The organism is Streptomyces sp. NPDC048353 (assembly GCF_055587165.1).
Genome location: NZ_JBVJGU010000004.1, coordinates 746,508 through 760,675, shown reverse-complemented (window position 1 = coordinate 760,675; position 14,168 = coordinate 746,508). Strand labels below are relative to the sequence as shown.

The window sequence follows — 14,168 nt, the reverse complement described above, 5'->3', positions numbered from 1 at the left end:
CCTCTTACGGGCGGGGGGCCCACCCCGGCACCGTCGGCAGGACCTTCTCCGCGACCCGGGTCAGTACGGCGTCGCTGGGCACCCCGCCGTCCGAGCGCCACAGGGCCACCTCGAAGGAACCGCCGCTGTCCCGGGCGTCCTGGGCGACGGTGAGGACGCCGACCGGGAGGCCGGGGCCGCTGTCGGCGTCGCTCCCGTCGAGGCGGAAGGTGATCCTCATGGTGTGGTCCCAGAAGAGGACCGCCGGGCGGCCCAGGACCGTGCGCTCCTGCGCGCCCTGCCCCAGCCCGCCGACGGAACCGGCCACCGGCGCACCGTCGTAGGTGGCCGCCAGCGTCACGGTGTACGTCTCGAACTCGACGTGGGCCGACGGGTGGGCGATCGCGTCGGTGCCGAGGAAGTCGAAGGACTCGTCGGCGCCTTCCGCGCTCTTCGCGGTCTCCCCCGGGACGCCGAGCAGCGCGGCCAGGTCGGGACGGTGCAGCGCCTCGCACAGCCGCGCCCCGGTCAGGGGCCGCGGCGCCTTCCCCTGGACCTCCGCCTCCGCCTTGCCCGTCTTCCGCGCCGCCGCCCCGCTCGTCCCGTCCGCCGTCTTCCCGGGCTCCTCGTCCGGGCACGTCGCGATCCGCGCGGCAGGAGTGCCCGCGGTCGACGACGCCCACATGTCCTGGAGGACGACGGCGAGGCCCATGACCGCCACCAACGCCACGGCCATCACGGCCTGTCCCCACGCGCCCGCGCCTCTCGGAAGCGCGTCGATGTCCTCGGCCATGTCCCCCACCTGCCGTGATTCCCCGCTGTGTGCCCGGGGACCCTAACCCGTGATCACCAGGTGGACAAGGGAGTTACGGCCGCACCGGGACCCGTACGCCGCCCCTCACCAAGGCCCCCGCACCATGCTCATGGCGACCCGGACCCGCGCCCGCCACGACCCCGGACCCCCTGGCCGGGTCTGCTCCTATGTGTCGGCGATTCGGGCAATTCGTGGGCCGATAAGGTGGCGGCGAGGCGCGGAGTCGCGCCTTCCACGCCGCTACGATGCCACTGACCTGGGGGTTCCCTGTGCCCGCTCCTCGCCTCAGCACGACTCCGCTACCCGGCATCGGGGTCCGCTACGACCTCACCACCCGCGAGCACCGGCGCCTTTCGGTGATCGCCCATCGCGACGGCGCCCGGACGCTCAACGCGCACCGGCAGGACGATCCGGACGAGTGCGCGCTGTCGGTGAAGCTGACCGGCCGTGAGGCCGAGGTCCTCATCGACGCGCTGATGCCCGCGCACCACAGCCCCAATCTGCTGTCCACCACCGACCTGGGACTGGTGGCGGAACGCACGGAGCTCTCCTCCACCTCACACTGGAACGGGCGGGTCCTGGGCGAGACCCGCATACGGACGGAGACCGGCGCGTCGATCGTGGCCATCCTGCGCCGCTCCGGGGCGATACCGTCACCCGCCCCGGACTTCCGTCTGGCGGGTGGGGACACCTTGATCGTCATCGGCACCCGCGAGGGCGTCGACGCGGCGGCCGCGATCCTGGGCCGGGAGTGACGGCATGCACTCCTCCGCTGTCTTCCTGATCGAGTTCGGCGCCATCATCCTCGGCCTCGGGCTGCTGGGGCGTTTCGCCGCCCGTTTCCAGTTCTCGCCGATACCGCTCTATCTGCTGGCCGGCCTCGCGTTCGGCGAGGGCGGCCTGCTGCCCTTGGGGACGAGCGAGGAGTTCGTCGCGATCGGCGCCGAAATCGGCGTCATCCTGCTGCTGTTGATGCTCGGCCTCGAATACACGGCGAGCGACCTGGTCTCCAACCTCAAGACGCAGTACCCGGCCGGGCTGGTCGACGCCGCCCTCAACGCCCTGCCCGGCGCCGCGATGGCCCTGCTCCTCGGCTGGGGGCCGGTGGCCGCCGTCGTCCTCGCGGGCGTCACCTGGATATCGTCCTCGGGCGTCATCGCCAAGGTGATGGGGGACCTCGGCCGCCTGGGCAACCGCGAGACCCCGGTCATCCTCAGCATCCTGGTCCTCGAGGACCTCGCGATGGCCGTCTACCTCCCCATCATCACCGCCCTGCTCGCCGGTGTGAGCCTCGCCGCCGGGAGCCTCACCCTCGCCATCGCGCTCGGTGTGGCGGGCCTCGTCCTCTTCCTCGCCGTCCGCTACGGCCGGCTCATCTCCCGCTTCGTCTCCAGTGACGACCCGGAGAAGCTGCTCCTCGTCGTCCTGGGCCTGACCCTGCTGGTCGCGGGCATCGCCCAGCAGCTCCAGGTCTCCGCCGCCGTCGGCGCCTTCCTCGTCGGCATCGCCCTCTCCGGCGAGGTCGCCGAGGGAGCGCACAACCTGCTGAGCCCGCTGCGGGACCTGTTCGCCGCGGTGTTCTTCGTCTTCTTCGGCCTGCACACCGACCCCGCGAGCATTCCCCCGGTCATCCTCCCGGCGCTGGCCCTCGCCGTGGTCACGGCCGGCACGAAGATCGCCACCGGCCACTGGGCCGCGCGGCGCGCGGGGATCTCCGCCAAGGGGCGCTGGCGGGCGGGCGGCACGCTGGTGGCCCGGGGCGAGTTCTCCATCGTGATCGCGGGGCTCGCCGTCACGGCGGGCATCGAGCCCGCGCTCGGCCCGCTCGCCACGGCGTACGTCCTCGTCCTGGTCATCCTCGGCCCGCTCACCGCCCGGTACACCGAACCGGTCGCCACCTACCTCACCGGACGCCGGCGCACGAAGACAGCGGCGGACCCCTCCGGACCCGCGCCGTCGACGGAGGGCCAGGACCCGGCGACCCGCCCGGATCCCGACCCGGCCGCCGGCTCCGCCCGGGTCGAGGAGTGGGAGCCCGTGGACGATTCCGGCTCCGTCGGCCGGTCCTGAGCGGCGGGCGCCCGCTTCGGCGAGCGGCGACCGGGTGCCCGAGCGGCTCGGCGATCGAGCGGTTGCGCGCTCACGGCCCGGAACCGCGGACATCGGTCCAGCGGTTCCGGGCCGTGGCGCTGCCAGGGCTCGCCGGCCTGAGGGTCAGCGCAGGACGGACGAGAAGTTGTCGAGCTGGATCCAGGTGACCTTGTTGGTCGCCTGCGGCCCGAAGACCGTGAGGACGCCCTGGGTGTTGGCCTCGACGCGGAGCGCGTTGATGCCCTGGCTGTTGTTGCGGGGGCAGACGCCCCGGGTCAGCTTCGGCGGGCGGATCGTCTCGGGCAGCGTGCCCAGCTGGGCGTCCGCGGTGAACGAGCAGGTGACCGTGCCCCGCAGCTGGAGGAACTCGGTGCCCGCGAGAGTTATGACCCGGGCCTGGAGCGGTGCGGCGGCCTCCGGCACCACACCGGGCGCCGGAACGATGGCCGTCCAGTCGACCAGGAGCCGGCACCCGTCCGACCCGTCGACCGCGGCGGCGGGCGCGGCGGTCAGCAGCGGGGCCGCGACGGCTGCGGCGGGGGCGGCCAGAGCCGCGCCGAGCAGGGAACGGCGGCTGGGAGTAGGGCGGTTCATGCGCGATCCTCCGGATCGGGTAGGGCGGGGCAGCGGCGGGGGGCGGGGCGGCGGACCGTGACGGCCCGGGCCCCGGCGCGGGGCGGCGTCATCGCCAGGCGACCGAGACGCCGTCGAGGTCGATCCAGGTGACGGCGTTGTCGCCGGTGGCGCCGTACGCCCAGAGCGCGCCGTGGACGTCCGCCTCGATCCGGCAGACGCAGCGGCCGTAGTAGTTGTTGCGCGGCACGTTCTGGCGGACCGGACGGGTGGGTCGCAGCCGGTGCGGCAGGGTGGCGACCCTGCTGTCGGCGGTCAGGCCGGGAGAACACGTCAGGGTGCCGCGCATCTGGAGGTAGGTGGTCCCGGCGAGCGCGATCAGCCGCCCGCGCGGGCGCTCGGCGCCCGGGGTGACGCCCGCTTCCAGGGCGAGGTCCTCCCAGTCCGACAGCACCTGGATCCCGTCCACGGCGGGCTTCGTCGGATACCAGCCGATCGTGACGTCGCGCGCGAACTCGCTGCCGGGCGTGGTGTTGCTGAATCCGAAGAGCAGCCGGGTCTCCCGCGTCGCCGGGTCGACCTCGACGGCCAGCCCCTCGGGCTCCCGCCGCGTAAGGCCGTCGGCGCCGGTGACGACCTGCCGGTCGAGCCTGAGCCCCGTCGTCCACGAGTAGGACGTGAGGAAGGTGATGCCCGGGAACTCGCTGGGTACGGTCGGGTCCTCGCCCTTGTCGTACGGCGCCCACTGGTAGACGTACAGGACGTCCCCGAGGCTCGCGAAGCCCTGGAAGGTGAGCTTCGGCTCCAGCGGGTACGGCGACGGCACGGCGGGGGTGACGTCCTCCCCGTCGGGCACGACGAACGTCGGGCCGGCCGGCGTCCAGTCGCCGGTGGCGGCACCGGCCGTGGCGTACCGGGTGAAGTGCCGGTCGCCGCCCTTGTGGTACATCACCGTCAGCAGGCCGTGCACCGGGTCGGTCGAGGGGCCGGTGCCGGAGGTGCTGCCGGGAGCGGTGAACTTCCGCTCCGCCGGGATGGTGGCGCCGTCGAGTACCTCCCCGTCGGCGAACCGGAACCGCGTGATCGCCTTGCCGAAGGTGGTGCCGCCGCCGGTGACGTGGAGCGGCCCGACCTCCGTCCAGACGTAGCTGTCGGCGCCGACCGGCTCCACGCCCATGGCGAGGCCGTGGCCGAAGCCCTTCAGCTGCATCGCCCCCGTGCGCACGCCGGTCCGCCGGTCGATGCGGTTGAGGTACATGTTGCCGGCCGGGGCCGTGGCCGAGCTCTCGACCTGGAGCACGAAGACGTGCCCGTTGACGGTGTCCGTCGCGATCGCCTGCGGCGCCGGGTTCTTCACCAGGTCGACGGTCTGGATCAGTCTGCCGGTCGGACCGGACAGATCGATGCCGTTGGTGTCTGTGTAAGCCATGTTCCCTCCCCTGGGTCCTCCCCGGACCCATGCCCGTCATGATCACACGCGTGTGCGAGTCGAGGGTCCGGGGGGCGCGGCCGCGAAGGGGAGCCATCCCGAGGCAGGGGCGGGATCAGGCGTTGCGGGGCGGGCTGTACGAGGTCAGGCGGTGCGGGATCAGGCGGTGCGGGTGAGCCGCCACACGTTGTCCACCCGCGTGCCCCGGCGGCCGTCGGGCGCGGTGAGGGCGCGTTCCACGCCCTCCAGCGTGTCCACCCGCCAGGGGTGCGGCAGGGCGAGCGCCGCGAGGACGCCGTCGAGGGTGGGGAAGTCCGCGTCGAACGGGTACTCGTGCTTCTCCATCCAGGACGGCCACGCGGCGTGCATGGCGATGAGGAGCGTGCCGCCCGGGGCGACCGCGGCGGCGGCCGACCTGAGCACCCCGTCCTGGTCGAGCGGGACGGGCGACTGCAGGAACTGGGCGCTCACCAGGTCGAAGCCGCCCTCGGGGAAGGTCACTCCGAGGTCGTGCCGCTCGAACGCGGTCCGGTCGGCGCAGCCGGCCTCCGCCGCGTGGGCGGCCGCCCGTTCCAGGGCGGTCGCGGAGATGTCCACGCCGGTCACGCGCCACCCGCGCGAGGCCAGCCACAGGACGTCGCCGCCCTCGCCGCAGCCCAGGTCCAGGGCCGTGCCCGGTGTCAGATCGGCGGCCTCCCGCACGAGGAGCGGGTTCGGTTCGCCGCTCCAGACACGGTCGCTCGTGCGGTAGCGCTCTTCCCAGAACTCGGCGGGATCGGTGGGCTTCGGGGTCGGCATCGAGGCTCCTTCGGGACGACTGCGCGGTGCCGGCGGCACCTGGGTCCAGACTCGCCACGGCCCGCCGGGGCGTCAAAGATGCTTGCCGTTTCGGCAACAAGGGGGCGCGGGGCCGAGAGGGCGTCCTTTTGCGCCGGAGGCGCGGAACCGTAGGATCACCTGGTCATCACCGCGACGGGAGACAGGAAGCCGGTGCGAAACCGGCACGGTCCCGCCACTGTGACCGGGGAGTGCACCCGTCGAGACGCCACTGCGCGCACCGCGTGGGAAGGCTGGGGTGTACGCCGATCCGGGAGTCAGGAAACTGGCCTGTCGCGGGCCCGATCCGAGGAGCGCGGACTCCCCAGGAGGCTTTTCGTGTACCCCAGTACGTCCCGCATGCCCCGCACGCGCAGCATGCCCCGTCGCCGCCCCGTGCGCGCCGCCGCCCTGGCCCTCGCCCTGTCGGGGGTCCTGCTCACCGGCTGCGGCGCCTCCCCTCAGAGCGGCACCGCCCGGGAGGGCGGCGGCGCGAAGCCCGGTGCGTCAGCCGAGGGTTTCCCCCTCACCGTCGAGAACTGCGGCACGCGCACCACGTACGACAAGCCGCCCTCCCGGGTGGTGACCATCCATCAGCACCCGGCCGAGCTGATGCTGGCCCTCGGTCTGAAGGACCGGATCGTCGGCACGGCCTTCCCCGACTCGGCCGTACTGCCCGCCTTCCGCGAGGACTTCGCGGCGATCCCGGAGCTGGCGAAGAAGGAGCCGTCCTTCGAGTCGGTCCTCGACGCGGAACCGGACTTCGTGTACGGCGGCTACGCCAGCGCGTTCGCCGAGAAGGAGGGCCGCTCCCGCAAGGCGTTCGCCGACGCCGGGATCGACACCTACCTCAACCGCGAGTACTGCGGGAAGAAGAAGGTGGCGATGACGGACACGTACGACGAGATCCGCGCCATCGGCTCCCTCTTCGGCGTCGAGGAGCGTGCCGACGCGCTGGTGGCCGACCTTCAGGGGCGCGTGGCGAAGACCGCGGCGACGGTGAAGGGGGCTCCCGCCCTCCCCGTCTTCGTGTACGACAGCGGCGACAAGTCGGCGTTCACCGCAGGAGGCAAGAGCCTCGGCACCGAGGTCATCCGCCTCGCCGGCGGCACCAACGTCTTCGCCGACCTCGACGACGTCTTCGGTGACGTCTCGTGGGAGCAGGTCGTCGCCCGTAAGCCGGAGGTCATCGCCATCTACGACTACGCGGGTGCGGGGAACGTCGAGCAGAAGAAGAAGTTCCTGCTGGCGCAGCCGGCCCTCGCCGACGTGCCGGCCGTGAAGAACAAGCGCTTCGTGGTGCTGCCGCTGACGGCGACGCTGGTCGGTGTCCGCGCGCCGTACGCGGTCGAGGACCTCGCCCGCGGGCTGCACCCCGAGCGCTTCCAGTGACGGCACCGGCGAAAGCCGTGTCCGCCGCTCCCCCCGCCGGCTCCTCCGCCCGTCCCGCGGGCGCCTCCCGCGCGGCCGGTCCGGGCCGCCGCGCCTTCGCCCTCACCCTGGTCGTCCTCGGCGTGCTGCTCCTGGCGTCGATGACGGCGGGCATGGCCATCGGCTCGGTGCCGGTGCCCCCCGGCCAGGTGTGGGGCATCGTGACGCACGCGCTGACCGGAGACGGTTCCGAGCCCGCCTGGTCGCAGGCGCGGGAGACGATCGTGCTCGACGTGCGGGCGCCGCGGGTGCTGCTGGGCGCGGTGACGGGCGCCGGGCTCGCGGCGGTGGGCGCCGCGATGCAGGCGCTGGTACGCAACCCGCTCGCGGAGCCGTACCTGCTGGGCGTCTCCTCGGGCGCCTCCCTGGGCGCCGTCGCGGTGATCGTCTTCGGGGTGAGCCTCTTCGGGCCGGTGTCCCTGTCGGTCGCCGCGTTCGCCGGCGCCCTGCTGACGCTGCTGCTCGTCTACACGACGGCCCGGTCCGGCGGCCGCATCACCTCGGTGCGGCTGGTGCTGTCGGGCGTGGCGTTCGCCTCCGTCCTCACGGCGGTCATGGACGTCCTGCTGCTGACCAGCGACCGGGGCAACGAGGCCCGGGCGGTCCTTGCCTGGACCCTCGGGGGCCTCGGCGGTGTCCAGTGGGCCACCCTGTGGCTGCCCGGCGCGGCGCTCGCGCTCGGCGTCGCGGTCCTGCTGACCCAGGCCCGTTCGCTCAATCTGCTGCTCGCCGGCGAGGAGGCGGCCTCGACGATGGGGCTCGACGTCGCCCGGTTCCGGGCGCGGACCTTCGTCCTGCTCTCGCTGGTCACCGGAGTTCTGGTGGCGGCCGCCGGGCCGATCGGGTTCGTGGGGCTGATGATGCCGCACACCGTGCGGCTCTTCGTCGGCGGCGACCACCGCCGGGTGCTGCCGACGGCCGCGCTGGGCGGGGCGGTGTTCCTGATCTGGGCCGACATCGCGGCGCGTACGGTCGCCGCACCCATGGAGATCCCGGTCGGGGTCCTCACGGCGCTGTGCGGGGGGCCGTTCTTCCTGTGGCTGATGCGGCGGGACGCCCGGCGCACGGCCGACCGGGGAGCGGCATGACGGCCACCGAACTCACCGTCGAGGGCGTCACGCTCACGGCGGGCGCGCACCGGCTCGTCCGGGACGTCTCCCTGACCGCCCGGTCCGGTGAGGTGATCGGCCTCGTCGGGCCCAACGGCAGCGGCAAGTCCAGCCTTCTGCGGGCCGTCTACCGCGTGCTGCGTCCCCGGGCGGGCAGCGTCCGGGTGGACGGCGCCGACGTGTGGTCCGTGCCGGTCCGCCGGCTCGCCCGCACGCTGGCCGCCGTGGTGCAGGAGACGGGCGCGGACTTCGACCTGACCGTGCGGGACGTGGTCGCGATGGGACGCACCCCGCACAAGCGGCTCTTCGACGGCGACACCGGCGAGGACACGCTGATCATCGAGTCCGCGCTGGCGTGGGTGGACGCCGAGGCGCTGGCCGACCGTCCCTTCGACCACCTGTCGGGCGGCGAACGCCAGCGTGTGCTCATCGCCCGCGCGCTGGCCCAGCAGCCCGCCCTGCTGGTCCTCGACGAGCCGACCAACCACCTGGACGTCCGGCACCAGTTGGACGTCCTGGGTCTGGTGCGCCGGCTGCCGGCCACGGTCCTGGTCGCCCTCCACGACCTGAACCTCGCCGCCTTCTACTGCGACCGCCTCTACGTCCTGCGCGACGGCGAGGTCGTGGTCACCGGCCCGCCCGGTGAGGTGCTCACGCCCGCCCTGCTGCGGGAGGTGTACGGGGTGACGGCGGAGGTCGCCGTCCACCCGCGTACGGGCGCGCCCCAGGTGACCTTCCTGCCGGGCGAACCCACGGGCGCCGCCGCCCGCGAGAGCGTGGAGCGCACCCCCTAGAGACGCGGTCCGGCCCGCCTCCGCCGGGAGGCGGGGGCGGGCCGGAGACGGTCCACGGGTGCCGGCGGTGGTGCCGGCGGGCTACTCCCGGTCGGTGGCGCGGCGGCGCCACCAGACCAGCGCGCCTCCCACGGCCGCGAGTGCGGCGGCGAGTCCGGCGATCAGGCCGACGGGGGCGCCGGAGCCGGTGTCGGCGAGGTCACCGTCCGGGTCCTGCGGTGCGGCGGTGCCGCCGGTGCCCGGGGTCGACGGAGCCGGAGCGGACGGTTCCTCGGTCGGCGTGCCGGGATCGCTCGGGGTCGGCGTGGGCGTCGGGGTCGGGTCCTCGCCGCCTCCGCCGGAGGCCTTGGCCGCGGTGTTCCCGCCGAGGAACAGCGTCTCCTCGCTCTCGGCGTCGTCCGTCATCGTCGCGAGGGACGTCCTCGTCGTCCGCGGCAGATGCTTGTGCCTGGCTTGGAAGCGGATCGGGGTGACGTTCTGCTTCGGCGCCTTGGAGAAGTCGACGCCGCCGACGCCCTGCTGGTAGACCTTGCCGCCGTAGGCGAGTTCGAACCACTCGATGCCCTCGGTCAGGGTCTTCTTGTAGCGGTTGTAGACGTCCATCTTGGACCAGTCGGCGTTCTCGCCGCGCAGCGGCCACTTGGCCACGTCGTTGCTGTCGATGATCTTCCGGTAGTCGGTGGGCCGCTGCGCGTCCTGCTGACGGATCCACTCGGCGGCCACCCGGGAGGCGTAGACGCGGCGCAGGTCGGCGTATTTCGGGTCGTTGTTGACCCGCCGTTCGACCTCGCTCATGACCACACGGTTGACGGTGGCCTGGGCCGCCTTCTGCTCGGCCTTGGTCAGGTCGCACTTCTGGGCGCCGGGCGGAGTCCACTTGGTCTCCTGCCACTCGGCCTTGGCGGCGAGCGGGGCGTCCAGGATGTAGATGCCGCCGTCCTGCTCGCGGACCTGGGCGGGCTTCGGTTCGATCCACATCCGGGTGTACGGGAAGCACGGCATGCCTTCGCGGCGCGGCGCGGTGTCCCAGTACTGCCGGGCCTCGGGGCGCTTCTCGGGGTTGAGCGCGGCGGCGAAGTCGTGCTTCATGATCAGGTCGGCCTCCAGCAGGACGCGACCGGCGTCCGTGGCGGCGAACGCGTCGTCCATGACCCGCTCGGGCTCGTCCGGGTTGAGGTTGACCCAGAACTTCTCCGGCGTCAGGGCGAGCCAGGTGAAGAAACTGTCGGAGACGAGCTGTGCCTTCTCCTTGCCGCCGTAGCCGGGGGCGGCGTCCTCGTCCGTCTTCTTCGCGGAGAACGAGTAGTCGAGGCCCTGACCCTTGACGGGCTTGCCGACGTACCGCAGTTCGAGGGTGGTGAAGTCGACGCCGCCGGGCCCGCGGACGCGTCCCTGCGCGGCGCCGAGCTGCCTGGCCCGTTCGATCTGCCGGCGGGCGTCCTCGGGGGTCGGCGCGGAGCGGTTGATCTGGTCGTTCCCGCCGCCCCGGGAGCCGGTCTGCCGGCCGGGGGCAGGGTTCATGTACGGGTCGTAGAGGCTGAACCGGCCGGGGGTGTAGCGGGCGCGGTAGGTGGAGCGGTGTTCGTAGCGCTGGATGCGCGGCTTGCCGTCCTGGCCGTTGCCCACCTCCCTGGACAGCTTGTCGTACATCCTGCGGGTCTCGGGAGACTGCTCCTGCCCGAAGACCGGCCGCAGCTTGGCCTTGGGGTCCTCCTTCAGGACCGCCTTGTCCTTGGGCCGTTGGCCGCCTTCGTGGTTGCCGCCGGACTTGATCTCGACGCGGTCACCGGTCTTGTAGTTGACGGCGTCGTAGCGGCGGTAGCGCTTGTTGCCGTCCTTGTCGGTGTACTCGACGTCCTCTTCGCAGTACCAGTCGGGTCCGGTCAGGCCGAGGTCCTTGACGACCTTCTTGTGGAAGGCGCGCCCCCGGGCGCCTCGGGCCGCCATCTCCAGGTACGACTCCTTGAGCCAGGCGTCGAAGGTGCCGTACTTGTTCGTGCCGCCGGCTCCGTCGAGGAAGCGCTTGTAGGAGGCCCAGACCTTGCGCGGGTCGCCCTCCTTGTAGCCCTCGGGGCCGTGCTCGAGCGCGTCGAGGACCTTCTTCTGCTCGGCGGGTGTGCCGGGGAGGATCACTCCGTCCATGGCCTGGCGCTGGGAGTCGAAGAAGTACTCGTCCCAGTCGGCCTCGGGCCGGATGTCCTTGTCCCACGGGATCTCGTCGACCGGGGTGGGTTCGACGTCCTGGAGGTCGAACAGGTCCTGGCAGAGTTCCTGCTTCTTCTTCCCCGGCGGGTTCGGCGCGGCGTCCGCGACGCTCTGGAGGCCGGGCAGTCCGGTGAGGGACATGACGCCGGCGCAGGCCAGGGCGACCGCCATGCGGGCCACGGCGCGCAAGCGCCGCGGGCGGGTCGGATGGGTCACGTGGTTCTCCTGGGGGGAGCCCAGAAAGGGAGTCGTCAGCGCGCGGCGTCAGGGGCCCCCGTTTGGTCATTGACGCCGCCACGACAAACACCCTAGGGCGCCGTGGCGGGGTCAACTTGGCTGTGCTGTAAGGGGATAGTGTGAGAGTCATGGCCGACACCGACCCGTGGATCCGCCCGCCCGACCACCGCGTCTGGGGCTCCGGTGATGCCACCATCACCCTCGTGCTGCCCCCCTTCCCCGACCGCTCCGACGGCTTCCCGGCGCACGACCCGGCGGCGGCCCGCAGATTCGCGGAGGACTTCGGGACGATCGACGCGGTCCTCGAAGAGCTGACCCCGCTGTCGCCGGTCGACCCGGTGGTCCTGGAGACGCGCACGGACCTGGATGTGGTCAGGGTCGGCTGCTGGGGCAACGTGATCGCGCTCGCCGATCCGGCGCTCGCCGACAACGGCGACGCCCATCCCGTACGGGAACAGGTCCGCGCCCTCGCCGAGCGGTACCCCGGCGCCCGGATCGTCGGTTCGGCGCACGTCGACACCGGGGAGACGCATGCCGAGGACGCCGTCGTCGTCCCCGGCGCGCCGGCGCTGCACTCCGCGGGCTGGTCCGGCGAGGAGCCGTGGACGCTCACCGGGGACGTGTGGGCGGTCCTGGACGCCCTCGGCATCACGCCCGAGGCGGTGGAGGAGGAGGACGTCGAGATCGACGAGGACCCCCGCTTCACCGAATGGGAGGGCGTGAGCCGTCTGGCCCAGGGGCCGTACCGGCCGTGGGGGCGCAAGGAGTTGCGGATGTCGGTGTTCCGGGTCCGGCACACGGAGGCCGCGGCCCGCCGGATGGAGGAGATCTGGCTGCCGGAGGGGTGAGCGGGGCCGGCCGCGGCCCCGCTCCGTCCGCTCAGCGCGCGGTGAAGGTGATCCGCCCCGGGCGCGAGGGCGTGGCCGGGGCGGCGGGGGACGTGGTCGCTTCGAGGTGAGCGACCAGCGCCGCGAGGTCGGTGGTCTCCCCGCCCTCACGGGTGGTGATCTCCGCGAAGACGGTGAAGCCGTTGCCGCCGTCCGCGAGGAGCTCGTCGAGCACGACCTTGTAGACGGCTTCCGGGGTCACCGGCCGGCCGTGGACCCGCACGGTGTCCGCGAGCAGCCGGTCCCCGCCGGAGCGGCTCATGTCGACCGCGTAGGTGAGCTCCTTCGACAGCTGGAGGAAGCGCGGGCTCGCCGCGTTCTCGCCGGTGAACTGCTGGCGCAGCGCCGTGACCAGCCGCGCGCCGGTCACCGGCAGGACGTGGAGGGGGGTCTCGAAGGGGTGGACCTGGTGGGCGTCGGCGTAGGTGACGACGCCCCCGTCGTGGTACACGAGGTCGGCGCGCATGGCGTCGGGGTTCAGCAGGGCCAGGTCCGCCCCGTACCGCCGGCCGGCCGCGGCCTGGCCGTCGGCGATGAGGCTGCCCAGCGGGGTCTCCGGACGGGTCGAGCCCCGGCCCGGCAGATCGTCCGAGATGTGGCCGACGACGCGGCCCGCCACGTCCTCGGAACGGGTCCGCCAGGTCTCGGACAGCGGGGCCGTCCGGGCCGGCCCTCCGGTGGGGACGGCCGGGCTGCGAGGGGCGATACGGCCGAACGGCTCGGCGACCGGGGGGAGAGGGCCCTGCGGAACGCCGAGGGCGAGGAGGGGGACCGGGGGACGGGAGTCCGGGGCGGGGCCCGGCTGCCCGGCGCCGGGCCGCGCGGCGGCGGCCGGGGCGAGGAGCAGCGACAGGACGGCGAGCGCGGACGCGGCGCGCCACAGTGAGGCGTTGATCATGCCGGCCGTTGTAGGTGCGGCGGCCTCGCTCGCGCGACCTGCCACACGGGTTCCGCGCGGATCGGCACGAAACGTCACCCCAGAAACGATCAGCCGGATCGCCCGAATGGTCGCCGGCCCGGCCCGGGAAGCGATCGCCGGACCGCCGCCGGGGGCCGGGCCGCCGGCCCGCTCAGCCGGCCTCGGGGGGACGGACGGCTCCGATGCCCCCGATCAGCGTGTCGAGGCCGCGTTTGATGCGGTCTACCTCCCAACCGCGTTCGGTGCGCTGGAAGTCGAAGAGGCCCGGCGTGAACGCCATGAGGAGCAGGTCGGCGAGGTAGTCGGCGTCCGCCGCGGGGGCGAGTTCCGTGATCAGGCCGGCGATCTGTTCGTGGTGGCGGCGGAACGGGGCGCTGCGGTAGCGCCCGGCCGGGCCGCTCGATTCCGCCAGGAGGAGCAGCTCGCGGTTGTCGTCCACGAGTTCGGCGAGGCCGTGCAGGAAGACGCGCAACCGGTCGTGCGCCGTGGGGGCGTCGCTCGCGCAGTGCCGGGCGAAGGATTCCTGGAAGCGGGTCTCGTTGTCCTCGATCAGTGCGTAGACCAGGCCCGCCCGGTTGCGGAAGCGCCGGTAGACGGTGCCGACCCCGACCCCGGCCTCCTTGGCCACCGCGTCCAGGGACAGGTCGGCGAAGCCGTCCGTCGCGAGACGGCGGCGAGCGGCCGCCAGGATGCGGAGACGGTTGCGGGCGGCGTCGGCACGCTCGGCGGGGGCGGTCATGCGGAGCAGCGTAGCCGACGGAGCGGAGAGCTCTCCGGTTACCCCTTGAGAATCGGAGAGTTCTCCGCTTAGAGTGAGCGCCACACCGAACCGGAGGTCTCTCCGGTTGAGGTGGAAGCCACTCCTCGTCCCGTCTCGGCTCGTT

The 14,168-nt window shown here is 73.1% G+C and carries 13 protein-coding genes and 1 riboswitch; of the genes, 6 read left to right on the top strand and 7 right to left on the bottom strand.

Going from position 1 to position 14,168, the window contains the following annotated elements; translation table 11 throughout:
- Positions 1-4: 4 nt before the first annotated feature.
- Positions 5-772, bottom strand: a complete 768-nt coding sequence (locus ACZ6RC_RS18505) for a DUF6215 domain-containing protein (RefSeq protein WP_469584250.1) — start codon at positions 770-772, stop codon at positions 5-7.
- A gap of 290 nt (positions 773-1,062) precedes the next feature.
- Between ACZ6RC_RS18505 and ACZ6RC_RS18500 the strand changes: the two genes are divergently transcribed.
- Together ACZ6RC_RS18500 and ACZ6RC_RS18495 are read left to right on the top strand one after the other, a co-directional pair.
- The gene (locus tag ACZ6RC_RS18500) at positions 1,063-1,548 is read left to right on the top strand and encodes a cation:proton antiporter regulatory subunit (protein ID WP_453616587.1); all 486 of its coding nucleotides are present in this window, start codon (positions 1,063-1,065) and stop codon (positions 1,546-1,548) included.
- Positions 1,549-1,552: 4 nt separating this feature from the next.
- On the top strand, positions 1,553-2,863 hold the full coding sequence (locus ACZ6RC_RS18495; RefSeq protein ID WP_391136739.1) for a cation:proton antiporter: 1,311 nt from the start codon (positions 1,553-1,555) through the stop codon (positions 2,861-2,863).
- Between the two features lie 144 nt (positions 2,864-3,007).
- Here the strand turns inward: ACZ6RC_RS18495 and ACZ6RC_RS18490 are convergent, their stop codons facing one another.
- From ACZ6RC_RS18490 to ACZ6RC_RS18480, 3 genes are all read right to left on the bottom strand, one after another.
- Positions 3,008-3,478 carry a hypothetical protein gene (locus tag ACZ6RC_RS18490; protein ID WP_453616588.1) on the bottom strand — a complete coding sequence of 157 codons (471 nt, stop codon included), beginning with the start codon at positions 3,476-3,478 and terminating at the stop codon, positions 3,008-3,010.
- A gap of 88 nt (positions 3,479-3,566) precedes the next feature.
- Positions 3,567-4,886, bottom strand: a complete 1,320-nt coding sequence (locus tag ACZ6RC_RS18485; protein WP_469584245.1) for a hypothetical protein — start codon at positions 4,884-4,886, stop codon at positions 3,567-3,569.
- A gap of 159 nt (positions 4,887-5,045) precedes the next feature.
- On the bottom strand, positions 5,046-5,684 hold the full coding sequence (locus ACZ6RC_RS18480; RefSeq protein ID WP_469584241.1) for a class I SAM-dependent methyltransferase: 639 nt from the start codon (positions 5,682-5,684) through the stop codon (positions 5,046-5,048).
- 145 nt (positions 5,685-5,829) lie between these two features.
- Positions 5,830-6,011, top strand: a riboswitch (cobalamin riboswitch).
- 30 nt (positions 6,012-6,041) lie between these two features.
- Here ACZ6RC_RS18480 and ACZ6RC_RS18475 point away from each other — a divergent pair.
- Genes ACZ6RC_RS18475 through ACZ6RC_RS18465 form a run of 3 tightly spaced genes read left to right on the top strand, consistent with a single transcriptional unit; the run spans position 6,042 to position 9,036 of the window.
- Positions 6,042-7,094 (top strand): ABC transporter substrate-binding protein, encoded by a 1,053-nt coding sequence (locus ACZ6RC_RS18475; protein WP_469584238.1) that lies wholly within the window; start codon positions 6,042-6,044, stop codon positions 7,092-7,094.
- Between the two features lie 17 nt (positions 7,095-7,111).
- Positions 7,112-8,221 carry a FecCD family ABC transporter permease gene (locus ACZ6RC_RS18470; RefSeq protein WP_469584235.1) on the top strand — a complete coding sequence of 370 codons (1,110 nt, stop codon included), beginning with the start codon at positions 7,112-7,114 and terminating at the stop codon, positions 8,219-8,221.
- Positions 8,218-9,036: an ABC transporter ATP-binding protein gene (locus tag ACZ6RC_RS18465; RefSeq protein ID WP_453616599.1), complete on the top strand. Its 819-nt coding sequence runs from the start codon at positions 8,218-8,220 to the stop codon at positions 9,034-9,036. The genes ACZ6RC_RS18470 and ACZ6RC_RS18465 overlap by 4 nt, the downstream gene beginning before the upstream one ends.
- A gap of 81 nt (positions 9,037-9,117) precedes the next feature.
- Here the strand turns inward: ACZ6RC_RS18465 and ACZ6RC_RS18460 are convergent, their stop codons facing one another.
- Positions 9,118-11,457 (bottom strand): hypothetical protein, encoded by a 2,340-nt coding sequence (locus tag ACZ6RC_RS18460; protein ID WP_469584231.1) that lies wholly within the window; start codon positions 11,455-11,457, stop codon positions 9,118-9,120.
- A gap of 149 nt (positions 11,458-11,606) precedes the next feature.
- On the opposite strand from ACZ6RC_RS18460, the gene ACZ6RC_RS18455 reads away from it, so the two are divergent.
- A complete protein-coding gene (locus ACZ6RC_RS18455; protein WP_469584228.1) occupies positions 11,607-12,326 on the top strand; it encodes a DUF6333 family protein in 720 nt (239 codons plus the stop codon).
- A gap of 31 nt (positions 12,327-12,357) precedes the next feature.
- On the opposite strand, the gene ACZ6RC_RS18450 is transcribed toward ACZ6RC_RS18455, so the two are convergent.
- Positions 12,358-13,263 carry a 5'-nucleotidase C-terminal domain-containing protein gene (locus tag ACZ6RC_RS18450; protein ID WP_469584225.1) on the bottom strand — a complete coding sequence of 302 codons (906 nt, stop codon included), beginning with the start codon at positions 13,261-13,263 and terminating at the stop codon, positions 12,358-12,360.
- Positions 13,264-13,435: 172 nt separating this feature from the next.
- Entirely contained in the window at positions 13,436-14,023 is a 588-nt protein-coding gene (locus ACZ6RC_RS18445; RefSeq protein ID WP_469584221.1) for a TetR/AcrR family transcriptional regulator, read from the bottom strand.
- Positions 14,024-14,168 lie beyond the last annotated feature (145 nt).

Coding starts and splice junctions, on each gene's coding strand:
- ACZ6RC_RS18505 (WP_469584250.1), bottom strand. CDS start 772: ATGGCCGAGGACATCGACGCGCTTCCGAGAGGCGCGGGCGCGTGGGGA.
- ACZ6RC_RS18495 (WP_391136739.1), top strand. CDS start 1,553: ATGCACTCCTCCGCTGTCTTCCTGATCGAGTTCGGCGCCATCATCCTC.
- ACZ6RC_RS18490 (WP_453616588.1), bottom strand. CDS start 3,478: ATGAACCGCCCTACTCCCAGCCGCCGTTCCCTGCTCGGCGCGGCTCTG.
- ACZ6RC_RS18485 (WP_469584245.1), bottom strand. CDS start 4,886: ATGGCTTACACAGACACCAACGGCATCGATCTGTCCGGTCCGACCGGC.
- ACZ6RC_RS18480 (WP_469584241.1), bottom strand. CDS start 5,684: ATGCCGACCCCGAAGCCCACCGATCCCGCCGAGTTCTGGGAAGAGCGC.
- ACZ6RC_RS18465 (WP_453616599.1), top strand. CDS start 8,218: ATGACGGCCACCGAACTCACCGTCGAGGGCGTCACGCTCACGGCGGGC.
- ACZ6RC_RS18455 (WP_469584228.1), top strand. CDS start 11,607: ATGGCCGACACCGACCCGTGGATCCGCCCGCCCGACCACCGCGTCTGG.
- ACZ6RC_RS18450 (WP_469584225.1), bottom strand. CDS start 13,263: ATGATCAACGCCTCACTGTGGCGCGCCGCGTCCGCGCTCGCCGTCCTG.
- ACZ6RC_RS18445 (WP_469584221.1), bottom strand. CDS start 14,023: ATGACCGCCCCCGCCGAGCGTGCCGACGCCGCCCGCAACCGTCTCCGC.